The organism is Rhizobium sp. SEMIA 4085, from assembly GCF_013004495.1.
In the GTDB taxonomy this organism is placed as follows: Bacteria; Pseudomonadota; Alphaproteobacteria; order Rhizobiales; family Rhizobiaceae; genus Rhizobium; species Rhizobium gallicum.
Genome location: NZ_JABEPH010000042.1, coordinates 1 through 23,878, shown reverse-complemented (window position 1 = coordinate 23,878; position 23,878 = coordinate 1). Strand labels below are relative to the sequence as shown.

Genomic DNA, 23,878 nt, shown 5'->3' with positions numbered 1-23,878 from the left:
TTTCGTATTTCAATGAAGGCGGAAGTCCCAACGCCTGGGCGAAGTCCTCCTGATGGATACGAATGACGCGGTTGTCTTGATCGAGACTTCGGTCAAAACGGCGGATAATCAGTGCGCTCACGCCTTCGAAATCCCGAACCGTCGCCTCGGCCGTTTCAAACCCAAGAGTGGCCGATAGACGCAAAGCTTCCAACTCGAGATCAGGGTCGTTCGGATGAGCCCGGTCCGGAACTTTGACAATATGCGTTGTTGGGGCACCGCTGCCTGGCAGAGGCTCGGCGAAGGTTCCATCGGGCAAACTTGTCAGCGCTATCTTGCTTTGGACGCCGGCAAGTGGTGAGGGATCTTCTGTTTCATCCGGCAGCCGCTGCCTTCGGTGCAGGGAGTGGACGATTTTTATAAGCTGTGCTTCGTCCAGCCGACGATAGTCGGTCTTAAAGTTACCAGGGACTTTTGCCGCGGGGGATCCAAGAGGAAGCACTGAAAGTGCGCCCGGACAGTCGCGTCCGAGATAAAACAGCAATCCCGCCACGTCGCTCCTGGCGAGCCCCTCGCGATCCAAAACCTTTTGAAGAGGCCCGTCCCGCTCTTGGAGGAGATTGTCGAAAAACGGCCGGGCATCATTATCCTCGTATGCCTCTTCTTCCAGCGGAAGTGAAAGTGAGAGCGGAATGGCATCGGGGGTTTCCAGGTATGTCGAGCTGTAGGCGAAGGCGAGGGCGCCTGCTTCATCTCTGACGAGATTGCCAATGGGGTTATCAAATCCGTCCAGGCGAACGTCGAGTGCAATTATATCCATGGCTTAGCGTTGCCGACCATAGAGCGCAATTCCGGCTCCGAGGGCCACCTTCAAAGCTTTCCCGAATTCGACCGTCGGCTTTCCGTTCTCCAGTTCGGAAATGAAGCGGCGGCCAACGCCGGTCAAATCTGCGAATTCTTGCTGGGAAAGCCCCTTTTCCTCCCGAGCCTTTTTCACCAGTCGGCCGAAATCCGCAGAAGTCTGGATTTCTTTTGCTGCCTTTAACTGGCTATTCAACTTCAATGTTGCTGCGGCGTTGCCTTGCAGCGGCGGTTCCTTGGGCGGTGGAGAGGGTCGGTTCACGCGTAGTCTTGCAGCCACGGCCGTTTTGGCTTTGACTTGTGTTGACGAGCCGGTTGTATCAGGCGTTTCTGTTGTCGGGTCCCGCTCCAAGACCTTTCGTAATCGCGACGCCATGGACGAGATGGAGGTGGACGAGCGTCTGACCGGCGATGGCTCACTCTCAGCCAGCTTGTCGCGCAAATCTTTTGCCGCTGACGACTGCGCCAGAAGTTTCGCAAGAGTGGCTGCATCTTTTCGAGAAGACGCGGCTATAGGTCGTTTGCTCATCATTTTTGCTCCTGTACGGGAGCATAACCCACACCGGAACGCGATTCAAGTATGGATGTTCCCGAACGGGAGCATTCTTGTTGGTGATCCCGTTCGGGAGCATCTAGCAGAACACAGTGTCCTTGGAGTGGAAATGCACCCGAACGGGAACAAACGGGTGCGATGCTTTGGGTTCTAGCCCTGCAGAAAGGGTTGAGATAAGCGATCAGTGTTGCAACGCCATAGTCAGCCGATTTCGCCTTCTCCAGGATCGGAAACGGCACCGCAGTCTACCGGCATTGGTCGCTGGGAGCTAGACTGTCAGTGTCACACTCTCTATTTGCTGTGCCGCAGCGGTTCTAAGATACGTCGTCAATTGCCATTGCATCACCGCGAGAAATTCAAGGTACCTAAACGTGAAAAAGATCCAGCGCAGCTTTGCTGTCGAGTACAAATCGGGTCGGCGGTAATCCGAGGTCGAGTCGAATTCGATCTGGGGCAACTTGGACCTCAAATCCGTTACGCGCGATGTGCGGGAGGAGGCGATGCCGTTCCTGTCGCCTATCCACCCAAATGTCGCCTCCGACGAAGGTATATCCTCGCCCGAGACAGAACAGATACAGCCATTGTTGACAGCGCCGGTCGCGCAGCAGACAAGTGCATTGGCTACACAGGAGACCGACATGGCCGACGAAAATGACACGATAGTCGATACCAACACGCCGGCCACCGTCGTCGCAGCACTCGATGCGCCGACGAAACAGCGTAAGCCTCGCACCAAGAAGGCGGCCCCTGAACTGGGGTCATCGGAGATTGCTTCGGAACCAGCGGACGCTTCACGCACAGCAACTGCCACGGTTGACAAGCAGGGGAGAGGCCGTAAACCTAAAGCAAGCGCAGGGACGAATGCGACCAAGAGCGTACCGGTAAAACGCGGCCCGAGGACCGATAAAGCAGCGGCTGCTGCGCCGACGTCGGTGTTTGACGACCTGGCCGGCCTTCTGCAGTTGGAAGAGGAAAATCAGAGGCTGCGCAAGCTGCTGGCTGAGAAGCTTCGTGCAGAAAATGCAGAACTTCGAAAGCGGCTCAATCTCGGTTGATGGAAGACGAAATGCCAGTCTCTGACTGCATTTCCAACCTCGTCGAATTCTTCTTCAGAAGACTGGTCAATTGGACGCCAAGACGCGCGAGTTGATTGCGCTTGCCGTGGCAGTGACGACGCGCTGCGAAGGGTGCATCGCAAAGCCATACGAGAACGCGCTCTTCGAATCGGTGATGCGGGCGCGACCATGTCGCGGGTCTTTCCCTTTCGCGCGTGGGCGTCGCGTGACGTCTCCAGGTCGCCGACATAAGAGGAGCAAATCCGCTTTGAGTTGGCGACGCCTTTCCGCATACCCGGCTTCCAGGTCACGAAGCACTCACCCGCCGCCTGTTCTTCGGCAACAACAACGTCAAACGCTTCCGGACCTTCGTTGCCATGGACCGGGTCAAGGTGGGGCTGAGCATTGCACCATGAGGGCGGCATTGATTGGAAGCAACTGGCCCCCAATGATCGCGTGTACTCTGGACTCTGCAGCCTGATACCGACAGGCTGCAGAGGTTCATTCCAATCCGCTATATATGCGACCAGCCGCCATCCACGCACAACTCGATGCCTGTCACATAGCTCGAGTCATCGGAGGCGAGAAACAGGACGGCTTTTGCGATCTCTTCCACGGTACCGCTGCGATGCATCGGAATTTCGGCGTGTACTTGGGCATTCGTCTGTTCGATCATCTCGTCGCTCATTCCCGCCTTGCGCTGAAGATCGGTATCGATAAGCCCCGGCGCCATGGCGTTCACCCGGATTCCCTTCTCGGTCAGTTCCGCGGTGAGCGATCGTGCCAGCGAACGAATAGCTGCCTTCGTCGCTGAATAGACGCTGACGTATGGCCGCCCCTGTGTACTCAGCGTCGAGGTGTTCAGGATGATCGAACCACCAGAAGTCATCAGCGGCAGGAGTTTCTGCACGGTAAAATACGTGCCCTTGAAATTGGTATTGACCGTGAAATCGAAGTCTTCTTCCGACATGTATTCAAACATGCCCGGCTGCGCGCCGCCGGCATTCGCGAAGATGATGTCGACGCGACCATGCTCCCTCTCAATATGGGCACGGAGCAATTCGATGTCCGCGATCTTGGTTATATCGCTGCGGACGGCGTCGGCGCCGCTTCCAATGTCTTGTGCTGCAGTATCGAGCGCTGCCTGATCACGACCGGTGATGACAACCTTTGCGCCTTCGTTTGCGAACAGCTTGGCTGTCGCCAGTCCCATGCCCGCGCTGCCGCCGGTGATGACAGCGACCTTTCCGTCCAATTTACCCATATTCGTATCTCCAATTCGTTTCTGAACGCCCCGACGTGAAACCGCATTATTGCTGGAGGGGCGGGAACAGAAGTTATATATGAAGGATCATTCAGGTTTTGGATTCGCTTATGGGAAACGGCTCTTTGCCACCGCTAACCCCCCGGAAATCACCGCGTCAGGGCCGATCGATCGCCACCGTGGACGCCATTTTCGAGGCCACCATTCAGGTTTTGTTGAGCGATGGGCCAACGCGTCTGAACACCACGCGGGTGGCCCGTCGTGCGGGCGTTTCCGTAGGAACTCTGTATCAATATTTCCCGAACAAGCAGGCCTTGCTCTTCGCGGTGCTGGAGCAACACCTAGCGATGCTGGCCGACGCTGTGGAGAAAGCGTGTTACGAAAGCCAAGGCGCTAACATAGAAACGATAGCTGGGGCCGTGGTGAAGGCCTATCTTAACGCGAGGATGGCGCAGTCCGAGATTTCTCCCGCCCTTTACCTCATCGCCATGGAACTCGACGCTCGCAAGTTGATCGAGTTGGCGACCCGTCGTAGTGAAGAGGCAATTGAGACGCTGCTTTCCAGTGCCAGCGACGGCCGCTTCACAGACCCGTACGTGATCGCTCAAACCATAACCGCAGTGATTTTTGGAACGGTGCCGGCCTTCTGCATGCGGGTCATGCCCCACGCTGCAAGTGTCGAGGCCGAAAAGCAGCTAACGGTTATGTTTCGCTCCTATCTCGCCGCCAGCTGCAACGCGGCATAATTGAAGGCACCTAGATAGGGAAGGCCTTCATCGATGGTTTGTTGTCCAATTGCTCGCTCCATTGCTCCGGTCAGGCGTCTTCTCGGCCGCCGCTCCGCTGAAACGGCAGGAACCCGACAAAACCGGTAATTTTCCAAGCGCCATGGTCCTTTGCGCAAAAGAAAACCGATTGCCAGTTCAGTCGTTGTGATCCTCCGTCGGCGAGTGCGATCGCGTCATCGAAGGTTTTCCGCGCCGTGGCAGTGTGTCCCTCGACGCGGATATCGAGCATGTCCGTGGCGCGAAACAACGCGTCGCGCCGGTTCTCCGCATAGTCCGTGGCGGCGGCGCGACGCGCGTCGCCCAGCCAGGCGTCTCGATAGGCTTCAACCGTCGGAAAGCGAACCTCCCAAACAGCCGGATCGAGAGAGCCTTTGGCATCCAGTCCGCAGAAGCCGTCGGACTTGAATGAACCTCCAAAAATGGACCAATCCTCGTTGACGAAGCCGTCGACGTCCTTTCGCACGAGCATTTCCCAAATTGCGTGTCGTTCCTGGTCGGAGGGCGCAAAGGGGTTGGTATCGTAAGCCATCAGTTTGGTCCTCTGATCATAGAATGAGAAATTCATACGCCTCGTGCTCGTGCGACCTGGGGTCGGCGGCTCAAGACTATTGAGGTTAAGCCTGCAAAGTGGTCATAGGGCGCCGGCTCGCCCGGGTTTCGGGGCATGTCCCATATGTCGTTTCCTTGCCCGTATCGACGATGACGACGGCTCCGATCGAAGAGCCATGTACCCCCTTATTGTAAGATTTGTTCGAAAGTCTTCTGACCGCCGATCCAGGTCGACTGAACTCGAAGTTCCGGCGTTAAAATCACGAAATCGGCGTCGGCTCCGGGCATGAGCCGCCCTTTGCGAGCGCCAATCCCAAGTACGTCCGCCGGATAGCTGGAGGCCATGCGGATGGCCTCCTCGAGCGACAGACCAAGTGTCTCGTGCACGAAACGGATGGAGGAAATCATGTCGATATCGGCGCCGGCGAGCGTGCCGTCGGCAAGCGTCAGCCGACCGCCCATGCGAAACACCTCGCGTCCGTTCAAGGCAAAGCGCGTCATGTCAGTGCCGATCGTCGACATCGCATCCGTCACCAGGAACATGCGACCAGGACCCTGCTTGCCGCGGATGGCGATGCCCATGGCCGCCGGATCAACGTGAAAACCGTCAGCGATGATGCCTGCGTGGAGCGCGCCGATCGCCAATCCCGCGCCAACCGCGCCGGGTTCGCGATGGCCAAGGCCACTCATGGCGTTGAAGAGATGTGTGACCGCCAGTGCACCGGCCGCCGCGTAAATGCAGGCCGTTTTGTAGTCCGCATCGGTGTGGCCAAGGCTGACGATGACACCCGCGTCGGCAAGAGCCTTCACCTGTTCCGGAGCCACGTTTTCCGGGGCGATGGTCACCATCAGGCAGCCGAGTGCGGCCGCGCAGCTAAGCAATTCGTCGAGATCCCGGGTCTCCATCGGCCGGATCAGCGATGGATCATGAGCATCCTTGCGGGCGATCGAGAGGTGAGGGCCTTCAAGATGCAGCCCCAGGAAGCCGGGGACGCGAGCAGCCTTCGCCTCGATCCCGGCGGCAATCGCAGTTGCTGTGACCTTCGATGTGTCGGTAATCAATGTCGGCAGCAATGCCGTGGTGCCGAACGGCGCATGTGCCGAGCAGATACCTTGAATGCCTTGGAGCGTCGGCCGCTCATTGAACAGGACGCCGCCGCCGCCATTGACCTGCAGGTCGATAAAGCCCGGCACCAGCAATTGGCCAGGTGCGTGCACTGTTTCAGCGTCATCGATGAGAGCGGCATCCGCAAGGATGGAAAGGACACGGCCTTCTCCGATCAGGAGAGCGGCGTCATCATGCCACTCCAGACCGTCGAAGATCCGTGCGCCCGCTATTGTCCTTGTTCCGCTCATTTGGTCTCCGTCACCTTCTTGAGATGCGCGGGTGCGTCGGGGTTTTGGCCTCGCGCGCGTGACCAGGCTTCCACGAAGCCATAGAAGGGAAGGATGAGTGACAGCGCATCTGTGAGCGGGTGACCGGTCTCAATGGAAGGCAGAGACTTGGCCTTCTCTGCTCGGGTCGAGGTGACACGTACGATTGCACCCTTGGCTTTCAGGCTATCGGCAACGGCGACCGTCGATGCTTCGGCGGCGTCGTGCGAAGCCAGGGCAAGCACCGGGAAATCCGCCCCGACCAGCGCTACGGGTCCATGCAGCACTTCCGCGGCAGAAAACGCTTCCGCATGGACGCCAGTCGTTTCCTTGAACTTTAATGCGGCTTCACTGGCGATCGCCAAAGCCGGCCCACGGCCGAGCACATAAAGAGATTTCGCTTCACCAGCGTCCGCGGCAAATTCCTGCCAATCGAGGCTCACAGCGTCGGCAAAGTGCCTGGGAAGATCCGCCACGGCGCGCTTCAGCGAAGCGTCTCCCGTCCAATGGCCGAGGACCGCGAGGCCAGCGACGATGGAGTTCACATAGGATTTTGTTGCCGCCACCGCATGTTCGGTGCCTGCGAAAATATCCAGTGAATGGCTGCAGGCATCGGCGATCGGCGAAGGCAGCGTGTTTGTCAGCGCAATCGACGTGGCGCCGGCCCGGGTTGCCGCCTCAGCCATGGCGACGATGTCGGGGCTCTTGCCCGATTGCGAAACCGCGATCGCTGCACCGCGGCCAAGTTTCAACTTGGCGCCATAGATCGACGCGAGCGACGGTCCAAGAGAGGCAACCGGTACGCCTGCGGTCAGTTCGATGGCATATTTGAGAAACAGTGCAGCATGGTCCGACGAGCCGCGGGCAATCGTGACGACGAAGGCCGGATCCTTGGTGCGGAACGCTTCCCCGACATCAGCAAAGGCTTTCTCCGATCGCTCAAGCAGCCGGGCAGTCGCTTCAGGGATCTCATCTATCTCGCGGCGCATATTTGTTTGCACAGTTGTCTCCATTTGGAAGGCTCCACCCGAGACCAGGGGCTCAGGTTTCTGGGATCGTGAATTCGTTGACGAAACCGTCGGTGTCGCCCCGACAGAGCGAGCAGGTAAATTCGACTGGCCGGCCGGAACGGAGAAAGCCTACGCGCCTGACCAGGAGACCGGCGGCGCCATCAGCTACGCGAAGCACCGAGGCATCCGGCTCACGAATGGCGCTTGCGAACAGGCGTTGAATCGCGCGCACGGGCCGCGCATCTCTGTCTTGCAGCGCGGCGTAAATCGAGGCCGAGACGCTGAGCGGGTTCGGCAGGAACTCAAGTGGAACGCAGCTGCGTTCTATCGCAAACGGCAAATCTCCGGAGATGCGCAGCCGGGCCAGGCGAGCGACCTTTGCGCCGGCGGAGAGGCCGAGCGCCATCATCTCATCCGATGATGGACTGATGATCTGACGCTCCAGCCATTCGGTTCGCATGTTCGAAGCCAGCCAGAACATGTCCTCGGTCGGCGGCGAGGGTGCGGGCGACGCCGGTTGAGCCAACCCGGCCATCGAACGGGAGACGAAGGTCCCGGAGCCTCGGCGGCGCACGAGCAGGCCATCGCGCACGAGTTCGTCGATCGCTTTGCGAACGGTCACCCGGCTGACCCGCGCGGAGTTGGCGAGATCGCGCTCAGGAGACAATGCATCTCCGCTGCCGAGTCTGCCCGACAGGATCGCCTCTTCGAGGGACCGGCGCAGTTTTTGATAGAGCGGACCAGCGCCCTGCAGATGTATGTCCGCATCTTGAACCGTTGCCGACGGTCTAGCGCTCATGCGCGGAGCTCCGATCGACGCCGTAGCGCGCGAGCGCGAGTGCGACTGCGCCTGTGAGGGCATCGGCTTCGGGTTCTGTCAGACGCGATTGGTGCCGCTTCGCGATCCAGCGTAGATAAAGCGGGGCCAGGCCACCAAGGAGACAGACCTTCTGCGTCCCTTGAGCGACGAGACGATCGAGCACCTCATCTATCGACCAGACGGCAGTCGCCAAGAGAAGCGTTGCGATGACGTCGCCCCGTTCGGCATGTTCAAACACGCGTGGCGCAAAGCGGCCGAAGTCGCCAGGCTTTGCCAGACGCGCGAATTCGACGATTTCTCGTGGGTCGTTGTGAAACTCCGCAAGAACGGAACTGGTGAGGGGGGAGGGGGCGTGAATGCCATCATGAACCAACAGGGTTTCCTGCAGGAGCGCATGACCAATTCGGGCGCCGCTGCCAAGGTCTCCGATCGTAAAGCCCCAGCCTCCTATATATCGCACGTTCTGCCCTTGGCGTTCGATGTAGATCGTGCCCGTACCGAGGATCGCGACAGCGCCATCCTTGTCGCCCAAAGCGCCCTGAAGCGCGATGAGCCCGTCAGACTCGATGTGAGCTTCGGCAAACGGCAGCGATCGACGGACATAATGCACCGCGTCACCCACATTGTGGCCGGCCAAGCCCAGAACCGCAAAGCACTTGGTAATGCCGGCGGGATCGAGACCGGCTTCGACGAACGCTGCACGAGCCCCCTCGATGATATTCTGAAGAGCAGTGTCAGGATCGGAAAGAATATTCGCAGCGCCAGATTTTGCCCGGCCGAGAATGCGGCCATCCCTGTCTGCAACGGCTGCCCGGCAACTCGTTCCGCCACCATCAATGCCAATTAGATAGGTCATGGAGCTCCGTCAGTCTGGAACGCTCGTGTTTGAAAGCGATAGGCGACAGCAGCCACCACCATTTCTGCTGAATAGTATGTTCGTGCGTCGCACAAACATAGGCATAAGTCAAGCCTGATGCAGTGGCTGCTGTTAGCCAGCTCGACGAGATGCACTTGCTTGGCGCAGTTGGACGGAAGATATGGAGCAGTGGCGATACGCGACCGACCGCGCCCAACCTAAGAGATCATCAAGTCCGCATCACCTTGCTTAAAAAGTTCGGATCGCGAAGAAAGCGGAAGTCAAACGCCGACTTGGAATAGCGGTGGAACGAAGACTTTCCAGCGCGGTTCACCGGATCGAGGCATCACTATCCGAAGATGAGCAAAGCCGATGAGACCGTAGGAGCTGTCAGCTCTAGAACTTATAATTATACGCGATGAGCCGTGCCTTGGCTTTCGCAAGCTCCTCCGCAGTGAAGAGCGGATGCCACTTGCCGTTCTCCAGCACCAAGGCTTCTACAGTCAGATCGAGCCGGTTCCGTTCCCACAGGTTCGTATAACCCTCCGAGGCAGAAGCGGAGTTGATGAGATATCGCGCCGTTGCAAGACCACCGCGATCACTCAGCATGCCGAGGAACACATTGGCATTGTATTTGGCCTCGGTCTTGGCCCGTTGGTAGATTGCCATCATCGCACTATCAAACTGCCGCTCGAGATCCGTAGCCATCAAAGGTCTCCAATTATGCCCGTCTAGATGACCAGCTTCAGATGGCTGGACAGGACCAGGCCCGCCGCGCCGCGCAACGCGGTATGGCCCTCGCCGATACCGTTTACCGTGATGGAGATCTCCTGGTTCGGTCGCTTTCGAACCAACTGCTCCACATGCTGCCTGACACGCTCGGCCGCGATATCGCCGCCGCCTGCGATGTCTCCATGCAAGACATAGGAATTGAGAGACAAGGTCTGCTGCAGGTTCAGGATCCCGAAGGCGACGTTGCGTGCATAGCGGTCCAGCAGGTCATCGGCCGCTTTCGATCCTTCGGCGGCTTCGTTTACCAGGCGCGCAGCGGTGATGCTTTCGGGTTCCTCGAAGCCCATCTGTGCTGCCTCCCGCCGCAACCACGGCAGGGCGGCGACGGTTTCCCAACATCCATGCTTGCCGCAGTTGCAGAGCTCGCCATCGATCTGGACCACCGTGTGCCCCAGTTCACCTCCGGAGCCGGCAAGCCCCCGATAGACGCGCCCGTCGATATAGAAGGCTCCACCTAGAACCTCACCGGTATAGATCGCCGCGAAAGTCTGCTGGCCCCGTCCCGGCCCAAACCATCGATCCCCCACAAGCAGCGCGCGCGGATGGTGATCGATGACAACAGGCAATGCGTAATGTTCCTGCAGGATGTCGACCAGGGGCAGGCCCGTTAAAACGGGCGCCAGGTTGACGGCAAGGATCACTCCGTTGTCGCTGTCGATCATGCCGCCCGACGCAATCCCGATTCCGAACGGCGCCCGATTCGCCTGGGAGAGCGTTGCAGACAGCGTATCCTTCATGATCGTCAGGAACGCGTCCCTGTCCCCCCGCGGATCGAATTGCGCCTTCCTCAGCGCCTTGATCTCTCCGCTCAGCGTGACCAGGCATGTCTGGATCCTGCCGGGCAAGAGAAGGACTGCACCGAGCATCGGGGCTTCCGGATTGAAATAGATCGGACGCGCCGGCTTGCCTCCCTTGAAGTCGGAGGGAACGGCGTCGCCTTCAACGAGCAATCCCTCTTCGATCATCGGCTGGACGATGCCCGTAATCGTCGTACGGTTCACCCCTGCCAGACGCGCAAGTTCCGCACGGCTTTTCGGACCGTTGTCGTACAGTGCCTGCAGCACCCGGCCACGATTGATCTCGCCGAGAGTTGATTGGGAGACGAGGGTAACGTTGACGCCACCCTCGCCAGGCAGAACTTCCTTGCTGGAAGGACTGCGCTGCCCAAGCGAGTAGGATGGCTGATTCTCGAACTTCAAAATTTCTCTCCGATTTGCTGCTCGTCTTTCTACCCTGTGAGCGCTTGCTCGACCAGATGGCGATTGCTTGCTTCGTTAGCGTGAACAGTGTCATCAACGGGGCTCGTAAGATTCCATGTGTCGACTTCTTGACAGTACCATAAGTTTGTGCGACGTACAAACATACTGCTGCAGAAAGCAGGATGGAGGGATAACGATCACAAGCGAGCAGGGGCCGATTGGCTCTCCGGTATCGAGTGGGATTGGATTACAGGCAATTGAGGAGGAATTCATGACATTCGATATCGGAAACATGTCGCGCCGGAACATGCTTAAATCAGCGTCTGTCGCCTCTCTTTTGGCATCCGGCGTCGGCTCGCTGGTCGCACCACGGGACGCAGGCGCTCAAGACACCAACACTGTGCGCGTTCTGTCGGTCGAAGATCCGTTCTTCTTCTCGATGAAGGCGATGATCCCGGAGTTTGAAAAGGAAACCGGCATCAAGGTCGAGCTGGAAAGCCTCTCTTATGATGCCCTGCAGACACGTCTTGTCTCCGCGTTCGTCGCCAAGACGTCGGATGCAGACGTCATCGCCGTCGACCAGATGTGGCTTGGGCAGTATCTCGACAACGGCTGGATCATTTCGCTCAACGACTTCATTGCCAAGGACAGCGACATCGATCTTTCGGACTTCATTCCCGAGGTTCTCTATTCGTCGAACATGTGGCGCGGGCAGATCGGCACGCTGCCGGTCGCGGCCTACGCGCAGGGCGTCATGTACCGCAAGGATATCTTCGACAACTTCGGCATCGCCGCACCTCCGACCAAGGCCTCCGAAGACTGGACCTGGACGAAATACGTCGAGACGCTGAAGTCGCTCGAAGGAAAGTCGTTCGACGGCAAGCCGCTGTTCCCGACGGTGATCTGTGGGTCGCAGCCGTCCCCGATCACCCACATGTTCACGCAGCTTTCCGTCAGCCATGGCGCGAACTGGTTCAAATCCTTCCCGGGTGCGCCCTGGGACTTCTCCCCGCAGCTCACCGCTCCGGCATGGGCGAAGTCGGTCGAGATCTACCGGCAGCTCTATAAACTGTCGCCGCCCGAGGCGATCAACTACGTTTGGTTCGACGCCGGAACCCGCTTTGCCAAGGGCGATATCGGCATGTTCTACTGGTGGACGCCATATTTTTACCTGGTCAAGAATTCCGGTTACATGACCGGCAAGAAGTCGGATGTCATGGACAAATACGCGACCGCGGCACTGCCGAAGGCCGACGGCGTGGCACAGACGGTCAGCCTTGGCGGCTGGAGCCTGGGTGTCCCGTCCAGTTCCGAGCGGCAGGACAACGGTTACGCCTTCATCAAATGGGCGACATCGAAGGTGACCCAGAAGAAGATGGCCCAATGGCCGGATCTCAACTACCAGTTCTCGGATTTCGCCCGCGTTTCGCTCTATGAGGACGACGAGGTCAAGGCGATCTACCCTTACCTCGATGTGCAATATGCGATGATGAAGCAGGGCAACGGCAAGATCACGCGTCCGCCGGTTCCCGGTTACACCGCAGTTGAAAGCGTGCTCGGTCTCACGCTCAACCAGCTTCTGACGGGCAGCGAAGATCCGAAGACGGCGCTCGAGCGGACGAACAGTCTGTTTGAAAGCATCCTCAAGGGCAATCTCATGATCCCTTACCAGAAGGAAAGCTTCGCCGACACGCTCGACGGTGCCAACGCCCTGATCGGCACGCTCGGCAAGGCGTAATAAATTCTCCTCGGGCCGGCGCGGCAACGCTCGCGCCGGCAAAACGGGTGAAGAAGAACTGGATCTCGATCATGCATTCTACAATCATTCGCTCGCCGCGGGCGCTTGCGCCTGTCCGACGGGGCTTTGTCCGCCGGAACCTGCCCTACCTGCTGATTGCGCCTTCGGTGATCATGCTGCTTGCCCTGATCGCCTACCCGCTGCTCTTTGCCCTCAAATCGAGTTTCTATTTCTGGAACCTGCAGGTCGGGCCGGAGCCGATGGCCTTCGTCGGCCTTGACAACTACGTCCAGGCCATCAATGCCTTCGATTTTCGCGCGGCACTCACCAACACGCTGATCCTCTCGGTCCTGGGCACTGCGATCGAGTTTGGCCTCGGCCTGGCGATCGCGCTGGTCCTGCTCAAGACGCTGCCCGGCATGAATGTCGTGCGCGCGCTTCTGATCCTGCCGACTACCATCGCGCCGATCGTTGTCGGCTTCTTGTTCCGCTATCTCTACGATCCCGGCGGCGGTCTTTTGACCTGGGTGCTGCAGTCTCTTTGGCTGCCGGTTCCAGCAGAAGGTATTCTTGGCTCGCCCTCGACGGCGCTGGCCGCCATCCTGTTCGTCGATATCTGGCAGTGGACGCCATTCTTCGCCATCGTCCTTTATGCAAGCTTGCTCGCTGTTCCCGACGAGATCATCGAGGCCGCACGGCTGGATCGCGCATCGGCCTGGACGATCCTCATGCGCATCAAGCTGCCGCTCATCCGGCGCACGGCGATCATCATCGTCATGCTGCGCTTCATGCAGATATTCAACACCTTCGACACCGTGCTGGTGCTGACACGCGGTGGGCCGGGCACCACCACGCGTACGCTCGGCTATTCGCTCTACGAGCAGGGCCTCGTCAACTTCAATGTCGGGCTCGTCAGCGCGATGACCTGGATCACAGTGCTGATCGTCAACGTCATTGTCGCCCTCTACGTGTTCTTCGCCTTCCGCAATGAGGAGTGGTGATATGTCAAACCGCACGACGTTCTCTACCGCTCTTACCTATGCTGCCGGCCTGCTTTTCCTGGCGATCTTCATCGGCCCGATCCTGTGGTTCCTGGCACTCGCGATTCGTCCAGCGGAAACGGCGTTTACAATGCCGCCGCAGTTCACCTTCGAGCCGACGTTCGATGCCTTCCGGCATATCCTCGTCGATCCCGGCACCAACGCGCCGCAACTGGTGAACTCCCTGATCGTCGCAATCGGCGCCGTGCTGCTTAATCTGCCGTTCTCCGTTCCTGCGGCTTACGCGCTCTCGCGTTTTAAGATGCGCGGCAAGAAGAACATCATGCTCTGGTATCTCGGTCTGTTGATGGCGCCGCCGATTGCATTCCTGATCCCGTATTTCGTGTTGATCACGCGGATCGGCCTGCAGGGCTCCTACTTTTCGATGGTGCTGGTTCTGCAAACACTGACGATCCCGTTTTCGGTCTGGCTGATGAAAAGCTTCATCGACGAGGTGCCGGCAGAGCTGGAGGAGGCCGCCCGGGTCGACGGCGCCCGCTGGTACATGATCATGTGGCGCATCACGCTCCCGATCGTTCGCCCCGGCATCATCGTCACTTCGATGTTCGCCTTCGTTTTTGCCTGGAACAATGCTGCCTTTCCGCTGGTCCTGAGCTCGCGCTCGACCGCCACCCTTCCGATCGGAACGCTTGGATACTTCGCCACCAGCGGCGTGACGTGGAATTACATCGCCGCCGCGGCGGTGCTCGCCATGATCCCGCCGATGATCATCTTCCTGGTTTTCGATCGATACGTCGTCCGGGGCCTCACCTTCGGTTCGGTGAAGGGCTGATCTTTCTACTGTTTGAATGGAGTCATAGAAAATGAGCAAACTTCGCATCGGCGTCATCGGCGCCGGCCTTTGGGGCAACAACCACGCCCACACGTTCAACGTCCTGCCGGAGACCGAACTTGTCGGCGTCTGCGACCTCGATGAGGGCAGGGCGCTCAAGATGAAGGAGAGCTTCGGTGCGGCGGAAGCATTCACCGATTACCAGAAGTTGATCGCCAGCGATCGCATCGACGCAGTGTCCGTGGCGACGCCTGATTTCACGCACACGCCGATCATTCTTGCCGCCCTCAAGGCCGGCAAGCACGTTCTCAGCGAAAAGCCGCTGGCAACGACCGTCATAGAAGCCGAGGAGATCGCCGAGGCTGCCGCGAAGTCCAGCGGAAAGCTGATGATCGACTTCCACAACCGGGTGAACCCGATTCTCGCCCAGGTCCGCGGCATGATCCAGGATGGCCAGATCGGTCTTGCCAAACACGGCACGGCACGGCTGTCGAACACGACATTCGTTCCGTTCCAGATGCTGAGCTGGGCCGCGAAATCCTCTGCACTCTGGTTCCTGGGCAGCCACCTGGTCGACGTCCTGCGCTTCATCCTCGCAGACGAGGTTACCCGCGTCTACGCCGTTGCCCGCTCCGGCACGTTGTCAGCCGGCGGCGTCGATACCAAGGATTTCCACGCATCGATCCTGGAATTCTCCAAGGGCACGGTCGTGACCATGGAGAACAGCTGGATCCTCTCGCGCGACAATCCGTCTCTTGTCGATTTCAAGATCGAGTTCGTTGGCGAGAAGGGTCAGGTTCAGGCCGATCCAACCCATAACGGCGGTCTCCGCCGCATTATGGAGGGCGGCCTGAGATACAACGATTACATCGGCGTAACGCCCACGGGGGCGACCCGGATCGGAGGTTTCGTGCAGGAGTCGATCGCGCGCTTCGTCGACAGTGTGGTGCGCGACGTCCCGTTGCTTGCGGACGCAAACGATGGCCTCGCCAACACCAAGGTTCTGGCCGCGATCGAGGAGTCGGTCGCCAGCGGCAAACCTGTGAACATCGGCTGATGTCGTGACCAACCCTGCGAGGCATTTCATTCCATGGGATGAATTGCCTCGCCACTTGATACTGGGAGTAGATCTATTATGGCGTCCATGACCTTTGACGGGATTGGAAAAACCTATCCGGACGGGACCGTTGCCGTCGCCAATGTGAGCTTCACGGTTGCAGACGGCGAGTTCGTCGTGCTGGTCGGACCGTCGGGCTGCGGTAAATCCACCTTGTTGAGGATGGCGGCCGGGCTTGAGCTGCTCAACAGCGGCCGGCTTCTCATGGACGATCAGGATGTCACCAACACCGAACCGCAGGACCGCGACATCGCGATGGTGTTCCAGAACTACGCGCTCTATCCGCATATGACGGTCTACGAAAACATGGCCTTCGGCCTGCAGCAGCGCAAAATGCCGAAGGACAAGATCGAGAAGCTTGTCCGCGATGCGGCCGATATGCTCGACCTGTCGAAATACCTGCACCGCAAGCCAGGCGCATTGTCAGGCGGCCAGCGCCAGCGCGTTGCGATGGGGCGGGCGATCGTCCGGCATCCCATGGCTTTCCTGATGGACGAGCCTCTCTCCAACCTCGACGCCAAGCTACGGGTCCAGATGCGTGCCGAGCTCAAGCTTCTAAACCAGCGCCTTGGCGTCACGACGCTCTACGTGACCCACGATCAGGTCGAGGCGATGACGATGGGGGATCGGGTTGCTGTGCTCAAGCCCGTCGGCAATAACGAGGAAAGCAACCTGCAGCAGATCGACACGCCGCAACGGCTTTACGACCGGCCGGCGAATATTTTCGTCGCCGGCTTTATCGGTTCGCCGGCAATGAATTTCGTCGGGGTCGAGCTTCGGGTCGAAGCGCAGTCGCTGCGCGCCACGATCGTGGGAACCGGCATCACCTTTTCGGTTCGCGCGAGCGCTGCGCTGTCAGCCTATGCCGGGCGCCAGGTCATCGCCGGCATACGCCCGGAAATGTTTCAGGTGTGTTCCGAGCAGGAGGCGCTGTTCAACGAGCAGATTCCGGTGGCCGAGGCGCTCGGCGCCGACACCTATGTCTTCTTCGACATTGCCTCCCCCGCCGTCACCGTCAGCGACGCCGAGGAACCGGACGACTTCAAACACAAGGGCAAGAACCGGTTGGTGGCGCGTATCCCGCCAGCAGCGACGCCCGCTCCCAACCAGCGACTTCCGATGAAAGTCGACTTGCAAAAGCTGCACTGGTTCGATCCTCTGACAGGAACCGCAATTCGCGACTGATCCAGGTGCTCCATGCAAAAATGTCGTCTGAAACTGTCCCGGCTTTGTTTGTCTGCCTCCCAAGGCGCTTTGGCTGTCGTCGAGCAAAGCTCGGCGGCAGCCATTTTTTCGAACGGCGGGATGTCGGCACATCGGGATCAAATTTCGAGACTAATGGCACCCTAAGGGTAGGAGTGGAGCAGCGATTGACAATAGCGCATCGGAAATACGCCAACGTGCCCAGGATCTATCGAAGCGCACGGAACAAACAACAGGCTGCTTCTCTGCGAGAAACTGCCGCTGCTCTCGATCAGATCACGCGGAAGATCTCCAGTTCCTCCAGACGTACCGAGGAGGCGCGCCAGGTAGCAATGGAGGCGAATGAGTCGGCACGCAGTTCTGGTAGGGTGATGTAAGGCGTTTTCTCCCATGCAAGCCATCGAACAATGCTGCTGAGCGTTGGCAGGGAAACTTGGGAACGCTGCAAGCGCGACGCCACGACCGGTGCCTTCGCTGTCCTGTGCGCCGGCCATTCGGGGCACGTCGAATTTCGATTTCGCAATTCAAGCTGAGAATTGGTTCTGATCACGAGATCACAGACCAAATTTTTACCGGGTGTTTATGACGTGGAAACTCTCGCCCTTTGAAAGATCGTGCCTCTGGTGGATATCGGTGGGCAGGAGTGTCGCCGAAATTGCCTTGCTTGAAGGCAAGGGCGAAGCCGAAATTCGTCTATGTCTGGACTGAGCGGTTGTCTCCCTCGGTGCGACCTCGATGGAGGATGCGCTCAAGAAGGCGAATCTCCTTAGGTCTGATCGCCTGATAGTGCCCCGCTAACACATTGGTAACGTTACCGCTTTTGGCTCCTGGCCTTTACGCGTATGCCTCATTGCTGGCGATATGGGGCAGGGCGCGGATGAGGAGTTCGTCTTGTCACAATGTATCGTTCACGCGCCATCATCGAGCTCCTTCGGCATGAGGCTGGCCGTCTGCCCTGCGGGCAGTTTTGGTGGAGACCCGGATATGCCTTGGGATGCTTCTCGGGAAGAGCCCAAAGCGGGAATCCGCCCGTCCGGTTCTGTGAAGGCAAAAGCCGAATGGCTGAGCTACTCGCTACGATCAGGACCGCGTATTTACAAACTTCTCACCAGCCAAGCAAGACTTGTTGACCGTCGTTCGTTTGCCTCGTGTACGACGCGCGCGAGAGCGCTCTGTTCCACGTCAAGGTGGCTCATTAATGCGGACTCCACCACACTCGTTGCCTTGCCTAGCTGGGGGATCGCACCCATCAGTCTTGCGAGGCTTTTTTCGTAAGAAGGACTAAGCTCCGTCTTAGTTATCTCCATCCGGATAGGATGAGAGCAAAAACAGAATTTGTCGATAATTCTGCAAACCTCGCAATTTGCCGACAGCTGGGCGATATTGGCAAAGATGGTTTCCGCATAGACTGCGAGCTGGTCGCGGGGCGGGTTATCACGCGCACGCCGGCCACTGTCCGGAATATGCGGCGGCACACGCCTTAGTGCGGAGCTGAGGGTTTGACGTGCGACAACATATAAGTCCAATAGCGCCCCTTCCACGAGGGGCCTGGTGAAATAGCCTCTTTGAGGGATGGAGAGAATCTTGCCCTCCGCGGCAAGTCGGATAAGCGCTTCGCGTACCGGGGTCCGACCAAGGTTAAGTTTGGAGGCAAGCTCCTGGTCACTGAGATGTTGCGCCGGCACGCGGGCATAGCTGTAGAGCAATTGAAGAACAGCATTGTAGGCAGTGTCAGCCTTTGCCGGCATCGGTTCACCTGCGAAAACTGGAACGGCTATCCCACGACATTGGAGCGAATTCTCACAGAGCCACATTTTTTTATTTCCTCTGTCGATGTGCTTTGAAGACCGCGTAGCGCGCGGCAAGTTCAAAACACTACACAACTAATTGCCCAGCTTAGGGATTTTGTATGGGCGATGATTTTTGAGGTCTAATATAGACGACAGTCGGGCTGAGGTTAAAGTCTGCGGTTTTTTGACGCGCTGAAGCACATCTGTTGCAGCCTCCGATACCTTCAACGTGGGCACGTCACCTGAGTCTCGGAGGCAAGTTGAGCACTCGAAAGCCAATTCAACTCAGATAAAGTTGCTTGATTTAGCCAGTCCGGGCGCCCAGCAAAATCTTTGTCATTAAAGCCGCGTCGCCATAAGGCGTCCGCACTCGGTCAATGTCCAGCCAGTCATTCTTCATGTAGAGGCCCTTTGCGTCCTCTGTTGTAAGGTAAAGCCTTTCACAGCCGAGGCGCAAAGCTTCGTGCTCCAACCTCTTGATCAGCAACGAAGCTATTCCTTTATTGCGGTGGAATGGATGGACGTATAGCGACTTGAGCCATGGGGAAAGGTCGGGTCTTCCTTTAAAATCGCTCTCGTTCAGGCTGATCATTCCCGCAGGTCTGCCATCTTCGACGGCAACCAATGTCAGCGGCAGAGAACTTTTTGTTGAGGTTTCGAATTCATGCTTCGTCTGCTCGAATGATCCATTGGCTTGGCAACCCCATTGTCCAAACGACCAGCTTGTGCAAACGGGGATCCAATCCCGACAACTCTCCAGATACTCGATCACTATCGGAGATCGAGTATGTATTTGCTTCGCGGCCATCGTTTCTCCCTATTTTACCGGCGTGCCAGACGCTTTTAGATCGAGGCCCATCGTAAGGGGGACCTTAAAGCGCGATGATTCTCTCGCCAAATGGGATTCGCAGCAACTAATAAGCATATGAGTCCTCACGCGCAAAGTCACTAGTGCATCAGCCGCTTCGGCGCTTGGTTCGTGGCATATTCGGATTAGCTTCCACGGCGTCCAGCGGCCCGACAATCAATCTGCTAGGATCTTTGGTAACGCTGTCATATGGCTGAATGTTCTCATCGCACCTGCTTCCATCAATTTCTCAGCATGTCCGGGAGGACAATGAGAACCCCCGACGAAACCAATGACCCGCATTCGAGCCGCCACTGCCGCCTGAACTCCAGCAACGCTATCTTCGATGACTAGGCAGGCCTCAGCCGATGTATTCATTCTCTGAGATGCAAACAGAAAAAGATCTGGGGCGGGCTTGCCACATGCGACTTGGGAAGCACTGAAAACCCAAGGCGAAAAATGATCGTACAGGTCTGTTAGTTTAAGTGCAAAATGCAGCTTTTCCAGATCGCTGCTCGATGCCACGCATCTCTCCACATTGATGGCGTCCAAAGCTTGATTAACGCCCGAAATGGCTTTGAGATCGCTGGCATACCGTCTGCCAATCTCTGCCATCACACATTCATGATGACCCTTCGGCAAACGTAAGCCAGACTCGGCTTCGATGATTGAGTAACTTTGCTGATCGGTCATGCCTATGAAGCGACTATTATAAGTATCGGCGGAAATATTATATCCGTATCCGGCCAGAGCTTCGACATGCACAGCGGTAGCAATGATTTCACTGTCGACTAGAACTCCATCACAATCGAAAATTAGGAGCTTTGGAGTTTTGTAAGTGGCCATAGGATTACACCATTGTCGACACAATCAACGCTGCAAGAGAGCGAGCCGGAAAATGTAGGCTGAATTTTCCCATCCCTGTCTTCTTTAAATGGTTGTTGCGATATCGGAAATCTTTGGGCCGAACTTGGAAAGAGCCTTCCAAACCCTGTGAAACGCCTCCGCGTAAAGTTCCATTACCTCGGCTTCATTGGGTGGCGCGATCTCCGATACGTAAAACATCGTATCCAAGAGTTTTACCGTATTGGGAAAGTCGCTGGCCCTCCAATCGTTGGCAATGGTCGGCAGATATTCGAAGACGGGCTTCGTAAGCCAAACCAAAACGGGCACACCTTCGGCCTGTAGCAGTTTCACCACGGTATCCCTTGCGGCCGGACCTGGCCTGAAACCGAGTGCTTCCGGTTCGATTCGAAGCGGGAAATTGAGCATGGACTGATTGCAGTCAAATGGGTCGAAGAGAGGAAAAATACCTGACAGATCTCGGATCATCTCCCATAGAAGTTTTCCGTTATTTCTTCGAATCTGAAGTTGTGTTTCCAGATCAATCACTCGCATTTTTGCGATAGATGAAGAGAAGACGTTGGGGCGGTAGTTATATCCTTCTGAGTAGGGGGAAAAAGTTCGTTCTCCATTGCGAGATGAGCTTGTCAGCGAAACGCGGTCCACATGTTTAATCAGATTTGGGTCTTCCGTAATCACAAACCCTAGTTCGCCGGCTCCAAGGTGCTTTGCGCCGTTGCCGGACAAAGCGAGCGCGTCGGTATCAATGTATGCCCCATCTACGATCGCTTTAATGGCGCCGATCGATTGGCAAACGTCATCGATGACTGCAACCCCTTGAGCACGCGCGGCAGACCTTGCATGAGGAACAAGAATATTATTCCCAAAGAGGTGGGTGATGAGAGTTGCTGCGACGCCTGGTCCGAACCTGTCGGCTGCCGCCTCTTGATCGATACCGGCCAAGTTCAGGTCAACATCAACGAAGACCGGCCGGAGGCCACTGATTGCAATTGGTCCAACCGCGCCGGGCCAGTTCAGCGCTGCGGTAACCACACTCTCGCCTCGGTCTTTGACATAATCGAGTTCGATATGGATCGCCGCCGTACCACTGCCGACGGCGCGGACTTTCCACTTACCGGTCCATGTTGCGAGATTTTGCTCCAAGTCAGCCACGATTGGGTGGTTAACCCGATGATACCTTCCACTATCTACAACTTCGCGGAGAGCATCCAAATGCTCCTTCTTTGGAGCTGGCCAAGGCGTGATCCGCCCTGGAGGGACGACGGGTTCCCCGCCGAGGAAGGCGAGATCCATTTCCTGCCAGGGCCCTCTGGTATTGTAAACGTCCAGATTATTGCTGGTATGTCCGTTCATTTGCTTCTCCGACCGCTAGTCGCGATAGATCCTGTGGCGATTTCCGAAATATGTCTAATGTTTTCCGGAGGTAAAACAACAGATAGCAAAAATATATTTTTAAATATATTTTATGAATGACAGAAGTGCCGATTTTAATCTGGATTTTGCTGAAGATGTATGTATGAGGGGCATTATATATACTGAAGTAACACTTCTTATTTACGCAGTGAGATGATGGCCTGGTGGGGAGCTTCGGCTTTTTTGATAGTCGCCTACACCAACCAAGATCATCGGAGGGAAAGGAGATTCTCAATCGGCTAGCCACACAGGCCCAAATTACAATCCAAGGCTCTGGGAAACGTCAGACAATGGTCATGAGGAATTCGGCGCGAAGGCATTCGCGTTCGATGAAGAGAGGGTTGGATCTAATGGAGTCCATGATAAAAAGATTAGGAAAACGATCATTTGGAGAAAATGCGGATAGTCCTAGTGGATCCAGAAAGCTCTGTTTCATGGGATCGCTCGCCGACAATAAAAACGGCTCCAAACGATTTAAGCCGGCTCATACTCTAATCTCAGCGGGTACACTAGGGCCGGCAAATCGGGGACGCTTGCTCCAGGCCTTATACGACATTGGCCCATCTAGCAGAGTGGATCTGGCGCGCGTCACCGGAGCAAGTCGAGCAACTATCGGCGGCATTGTCCAACCATTGATCGATCAAGGTATTCTTGTCGAAGGCGAAGTGGTTCCTGCTGACCGGGCCGGCGGAAAACCGGCTACCAAGTTGTGGTTCTCGAAGGAGGCCAAGCCAATATGCGCAGTCCTCCTGATGCACGATCGTGTCCGTACATGCTTGGTCTCTCTGGAGGGCGAGATCTATGCCCAACATCACGCCGGTTTGGCTAAAGGCCGAACAGATGCTTCCGATGCATTTCGGATCGTCAGTGCTTGTGTTGAAGAGACAATCGCTTCCGCCCACGTACCGGTTTTAGGCATCGGGGTGGCGGTCGCAGGAACGATTAACACGGAAACAGGTTCTATCGTGGCTATGAGCCTTGCGCCATACCTTGATGGATTTCCGATAGGAGCAGAGTTAACGAAAAGGTTCGGGGTTCCGGCCTGGATCGCCCAAGATACAAGAGCTTAGCTTGTTGGCGATCGGTGGTTTGGGCAAGGACGTGGACAGAGAAATTTTGCTGTCGTCTATATCGGTGAGTCGTTGGATGCGGCCCTATACGTTGATGGACATCTTTATAGGGGGACAGCGGGTGAAGCCGGAAAAATTGGTCATACCATCGTGCAACTTAATGGCCAGATGTGCCAATGCGGACGACGAGGATGTTGGGAAACGATCGCCACATTGAGATGGTTGAGAAACGAAGCACAAGCCAGGGGGTTGCCGCGACCTGGCTCGTTGAATGCGGGCCGCTTAGTGTCGCTAGCCGAGAATGGCATCAAAGGGGCAAAAAAACTACTTCAAGAGTACGCGTTCAATATTTCTGTTGGATTGGCGAACCTTCAGCAGCTGACGGCACCCAACTGCATTATTCTGCATGGTGATGTCGTGCGTGGAGGAAAATCGATGTTAGATCCTATTGAAGCGAGCTTTCAAGAACTGACAGTCAATCTCGCGGATGAGGAGATCACCCTCGCTCTTGGCGATAGTGAAGACGTAGCTGGCCTGCGCGGTGCCGCAGGCCTCGTTCTTTGTGAATTGCTAAATTTCATAATCTGACCAGAGATTCCGAAGAACTTGACGTGAAGAATGGTACAAAGCCTGATCTCGCAGAAGCTGACAATCTTGCGCTGGAAAATCTCTGAGGATGTATCGTTGCGTAAAGCCATACTAAGAAGCGCTCTTAGGCGGGCGTCGGCGGCTAAGGCAGTTCGGTAGAGACAGCAAACATTCATCGGCGTCCTCGCAGCCCAACCTTCCGGCAGCCGGCTAAGCGACGATTGCGCGATGTTCAAGAAGGTCATGCGCAGCACCGTGGCGGGATCAGCAGACAACATTCGGGCGATGCGGATTTCCCGGCGGCATGGACTATAA

The 23,878-nt window shown here is 57.1% G+C and carries 20 protein-coding genes and 5 pseudogenes; 11 read left to right on the top strand and 14 right to left on the bottom strand.

Annotation, left to right across the window (positions count from 1 at the left end; genetic code table 11):
- Both C9413_RS06895 and C9413_RS06890 read right to left on the bottom strand, forming a co-directional pair.
- Positions 1–799 (bottom strand): HipA N-terminal domain-containing protein (locus C9413_RS06895; protein WP_170250300.1); only part of this gene is annotated, 799 nt, incomplete at its 3' end.
- Positions 800–802: 3 nt separating this feature from the next.
- The gene (locus C9413_RS06890; protein WP_223844062.1) at positions 803–1,369 is read right to left on the bottom strand and encodes a helix-turn-helix domain-containing protein; all 567 of its coding nucleotides are present in this window, start codon (positions 1,367–1,369) and stop codon (positions 803–805) included.
- Between the two features lie 395 nt (positions 1,370–1,764).
- Between C9413_RS06890 and C9413_RS06885 the strand changes: the two are divergent.
- The 3 pseudogenes from C9413_RS06885 to C9413_RS33115 all read left to right on the top strand — a co-directional run.
- Positions 1,765–2,448, top strand: a pseudogene (locus tag C9413_RS06885) (transcriptional regulator).
- A 25-nt stretch (positions 2,449–2,473) separates the two neighbouring features.
- Positions 2,474–2,590, top strand: a pseudogene (locus C9413_RS06880) (carboxymuconolactone decarboxylase family protein); the annotation flags it as partial.
- Positions 2,591–2,756: 166 nt separating this feature from the next.
- Positions 2,757–2,864: pseudogene (locus C9413_RS33115) on the top strand (AsnC family transcriptional regulator); the annotation flags it as partial.
- Between the two features lie 98 nt (positions 2,865–2,962).
- On the opposite strand, the gene C9413_RS06875 reads toward C9413_RS33115, so the two are convergent.
- Positions 2,963–3,712 (bottom strand): glucose 1-dehydrogenase, encoded by a 750-nt coding sequence (locus C9413_RS06875; RefSeq protein ID WP_040114148.1) that lies wholly within the window; start codon positions 3,710–3,712, stop codon positions 2,963–2,965.
- Between the two features lie 179 nt (positions 3,713–3,891).
- Here C9413_RS06875 and C9413_RS06870 point away from each other — a divergent pair, with 179 nt between their 5' ends.
- The gene (locus tag C9413_RS06870) at positions 3,892–4,458 is read left to right on the top strand and encodes a TetR/AcrR family transcriptional regulator (protein ID WP_223844063.1); all 567 of its coding nucleotides are present in this window, start codon (positions 3,892–3,894) and stop codon (positions 4,456–4,458) included.
- A 70-nt stretch (positions 4,459–4,528) separates the two neighbouring features.
- Here the strand turns inward: C9413_RS06870 and C9413_RS06865 are convergent, their stop codons facing one another.
- From C9413_RS06865 to C9413_RS06835, 7 genes are all read right to left on the bottom strand, one after another.
- The gene (locus C9413_RS06865) at positions 4,529–5,029 is read right to left on the bottom strand and encodes a hypothetical protein (RefSeq protein ID WP_040114437.1); all 501 of its coding nucleotides are present in this window, start codon (positions 5,027–5,029) and stop codon (positions 4,529–4,531) included.
- A 206-nt stretch (positions 5,030–5,235) separates the two neighbouring features.
- Complete coding sequence (nagA, locus tag C9413_RS06860) at positions 5,236–6,405, bottom strand: N-acetylglucosamine-6-phosphate deacetylase (RefSeq protein WP_040114150.1); 1,170 nt, start codon at positions 6,403–6,405, stop codon at positions 5,236–5,238.
- On the bottom strand, positions 6,402–7,424 hold the full coding sequence (locus tag C9413_RS06855; RefSeq protein WP_040114438.1) for an SIS domain-containing protein: 1,023 nt from the start codon (positions 7,422–7,424) through the stop codon (positions 6,402–6,404). Before C9413_RS06855 ends, nagA begins: the two co-directional genes overlap by 4 nt.
- 40 nt (positions 7,425–7,464) lie before the next feature.
- A complete protein-coding gene (locus C9413_RS06850; RefSeq protein WP_040114151.1) occupies positions 7,465–8,232 on the bottom strand; it encodes a GntR family transcriptional regulator in 768 nt (255 codons plus the stop codon).
- Positions 8,222–9,109, bottom strand: a complete 888-nt coding sequence (locus C9413_RS06845; protein ID WP_040114152.1) for an N-acetylglucosamine kinase — start codon at positions 9,107–9,109, stop codon at positions 8,222–8,224. Before C9413_RS06845 ends, C9413_RS06850 begins: the two co-directional genes overlap by 11 nt.
- A gap of 396 nt (positions 9,110–9,505) precedes the next feature.
- Positions 9,506–9,817 carry a hypothetical protein gene (locus tag C9413_RS06840; protein WP_040114153.1) on the bottom strand — a complete coding sequence of 104 codons (312 nt, stop codon included), beginning with the start codon at positions 9,815–9,817 and terminating at the stop codon, positions 9,506–9,508.
- Positions 9,818–9,840: 23 nt separating this feature from the next.
- Positions 9,841–11,100, bottom strand: coding sequence for an ROK family transcriptional regulator (locus C9413_RS06835; protein WP_040114154.1), 1,260 nt, complete (start codon positions 11,098–11,100; stop codon positions 9,841–9,843).
- A 271-nt stretch (positions 11,101–11,371) separates the two neighbouring features.
- Here C9413_RS06835 and C9413_RS06830 point away from each other — a divergent pair, with 271 nt between their 5' ends.
- From C9413_RS06830 to C9413_RS33110, 6 genes and pseudogenes are all read left to right on the top strand, one after another.
- Positions 11,372–12,838, top strand: coding sequence for an extracellular solute-binding protein (locus C9413_RS06830; RefSeq protein WP_170250298.1), 1,467 nt, complete (start codon positions 11,372–11,374; stop codon positions 12,836–12,838).
- 71 nt (positions 12,839–12,909) lie between these two features.
- Positions 12,910–13,839, top strand: coding sequence for a sugar ABC transporter permease (locus C9413_RS06825; protein WP_040114439.1), 930 nt, complete (start codon positions 12,910–12,912; stop codon positions 13,837–13,839).
- Between the two features lies 1 nt (position 13,840).
- Positions 13,841–14,671 (top strand): carbohydrate ABC transporter permease, encoded by an 831-nt coding sequence (locus tag C9413_RS06820; RefSeq protein WP_040114156.1) that lies wholly within the window; start codon positions 13,841–13,843, stop codon positions 14,669–14,671.
- Positions 14,672–14,702: 31 nt separating this feature from the next.
- On the top strand, positions 14,703–15,728 hold the full coding sequence (locus C9413_RS06815; protein WP_040114157.1) for a Gfo/Idh/MocA family oxidoreductase: 1,026 nt from the start codon (positions 14,703–14,705) through the stop codon (positions 15,726–15,728).
- Between the two features lie 78 nt (positions 15,729–15,806).
- Positions 15,807–16,973, top strand: a complete 1,167-nt coding sequence (gene ugpC / locus C9413_RS06810; RefSeq protein ID WP_040114158.1) for a sn-glycerol-3-phosphate ABC transporter ATP-binding protein UgpC — start codon at positions 15,807–15,809, stop codon at positions 16,971–16,973.
- A 181-nt stretch (positions 16,974–17,154) separates the two neighbouring features.
- Positions 17,155–17,362: pseudogene (locus C9413_RS33110) on the top strand (methyl-accepting chemotaxis protein); the annotation flags it as partial.
- 723 nt (positions 17,363–18,085) lie between these two features.
- On the opposite strand, the gene C9413_RS06805 reads toward C9413_RS33110, so the two are convergent.
- The 4 genes from C9413_RS06805 to C9413_RS06790 form a co-directional block, all read right to left on the bottom strand.
- A complete protein-coding gene (locus C9413_RS06805; protein ID WP_040114160.1) occupies positions 18,086–18,805 on the bottom strand; it encodes a GntR family transcriptional regulator in 720 nt (239 codons plus the stop codon).
- A gap of 280 nt (positions 18,806–19,085) precedes the next feature.
- Positions 19,086–19,589 carry a GNAT family N-acetyltransferase gene (locus C9413_RS06800; RefSeq protein ID WP_082046635.1) on the bottom strand — a complete coding sequence of 168 codons (504 nt, stop codon included), beginning with the start codon at positions 19,587–19,589 and terminating at the stop codon, positions 19,086–19,088.
- Positions 19,590–19,805: 216 nt separating this feature from the next.
- The gene (locus tag C9413_RS06795) at positions 19,806–20,474 is read right to left on the bottom strand and encodes an HAD-IA family hydrolase (RefSeq protein ID WP_040114161.1); all 669 of its coding nucleotides are present in this window, start codon (positions 20,472–20,474) and stop codon (positions 19,806–19,808) included.
- An 84-nt stretch (positions 20,475–20,558) separates the two neighbouring features.
- Positions 20,559–21,785: a DegT/DnrJ/EryC1/StrS family aminotransferase gene (locus C9413_RS06790; RefSeq protein WP_223844068.1), complete on the bottom strand. Its 1,227-nt coding sequence runs from the start codon at positions 21,783–21,785 to the stop codon at positions 20,559–20,561.
- Between the two features lie 410 nt (positions 21,786–22,195).
- Between C9413_RS06790 and C9413_RS06785 the strand changes: the two are divergent.
- A pseudogene (locus C9413_RS06785) lies at positions 22,196–23,563 on the top strand (ROK family transcriptional regulator).
- Positions 23,564–23,878 lie beyond the last annotated feature (315 nt).

Coding starts and splice junctions, on each gene's coding strand:
- C9413_RS06890 (WP_223844062.1), bottom strand. CDS start 1,369: ATGAGCAAACGACCTATAGCCGCGTCTTCTCGAAAAGATGCAGCCACT.
- C9413_RS06875 (WP_040114148.1), bottom strand. CDS start 3,712: ATGGGTAAATTGGACGGAAAGGTCGCTGTCATCACCGGCGGCAGCGCG.
- C9413_RS06865 (WP_040114437.1), bottom strand. CDS start 5,029: ATGGCTTACGATACCAACCCCTTTGCGCCCTCCGACCAGGAACGACAC.
- nagA (WP_040114150.1), bottom strand. CDS start 6,405: ATGAGCGGAACAAGGACAATAGCGGGCGCACGGATCTTCGACGGTCTG.
- C9413_RS06850 (WP_040114151.1), bottom strand. CDS start 8,232: ATGAGCGCTAGACCGTCGGCAACGGTTCAAGATGCGGACATACATCTG.
- C9413_RS06845 (WP_040114152.1), bottom strand. CDS start 9,109: ATGACCTATCTAATTGGCATTGATGGTGGCGGAACGAGTTGCCGGGCA.
- C9413_RS06840 (WP_040114153.1), bottom strand. CDS start 9,817: ATGGCTACGGATCTCGAGCGGCAGTTTGATAGTGCGATGATGGCAATC.
- C9413_RS06830 (WP_170250298.1), top strand. CDS start 11,372: ATGACATTCGATATCGGAAACATGTCGCGCCGGAACATGCTTAAATCA.
- C9413_RS06825 (WP_040114439.1), top strand. CDS start 12,910: ATGCATTCTACAATCATTCGCTCGCCGCGGGCGCTTGCGCCTGTCCGA.
- C9413_RS06820 (WP_040114156.1), top strand. CDS start 13,841: ATGTCAAACCGCACGACGTTCTCTACCGCTCTTACCTATGCTGCCGGC.
- C9413_RS06815 (WP_040114157.1), top strand. CDS start 14,703: ATGAGCAAACTTCGCATCGGCGTCATCGGCGCCGGCCTTTGGGGCAAC.
- ugpC (WP_040114158.1), top strand. CDS start 15,807: ATGGCGTCCATGACCTTTGACGGGATTGGAAAAACCTATCCGGACGGG.
- C9413_RS06805 (WP_040114160.1), bottom strand. CDS start 18,805: ATGTGGCTCTGTGAGAATTCGCTCCAATGTCGTGGGATAGCCGTTCCA.
- C9413_RS06800 (WP_082046635.1), bottom strand. CDS start 19,589: ATGGCCGCGAAGCAAATACATACTCGATCTCCGATAGTGATCGAGTAT.
- C9413_RS06795 (WP_040114161.1), bottom strand. CDS start 20,474: ATGGCCACTTACAAAACTCCAAAGCTCCTAATTTTCGATTGTGATGGA.
- C9413_RS06790 (WP_223844068.1), bottom strand. CDS start 21,785: ATGGATCTCGCCTTCCTCGGCGGGGAACCCGTCGTCCCTCCAGGGCGG.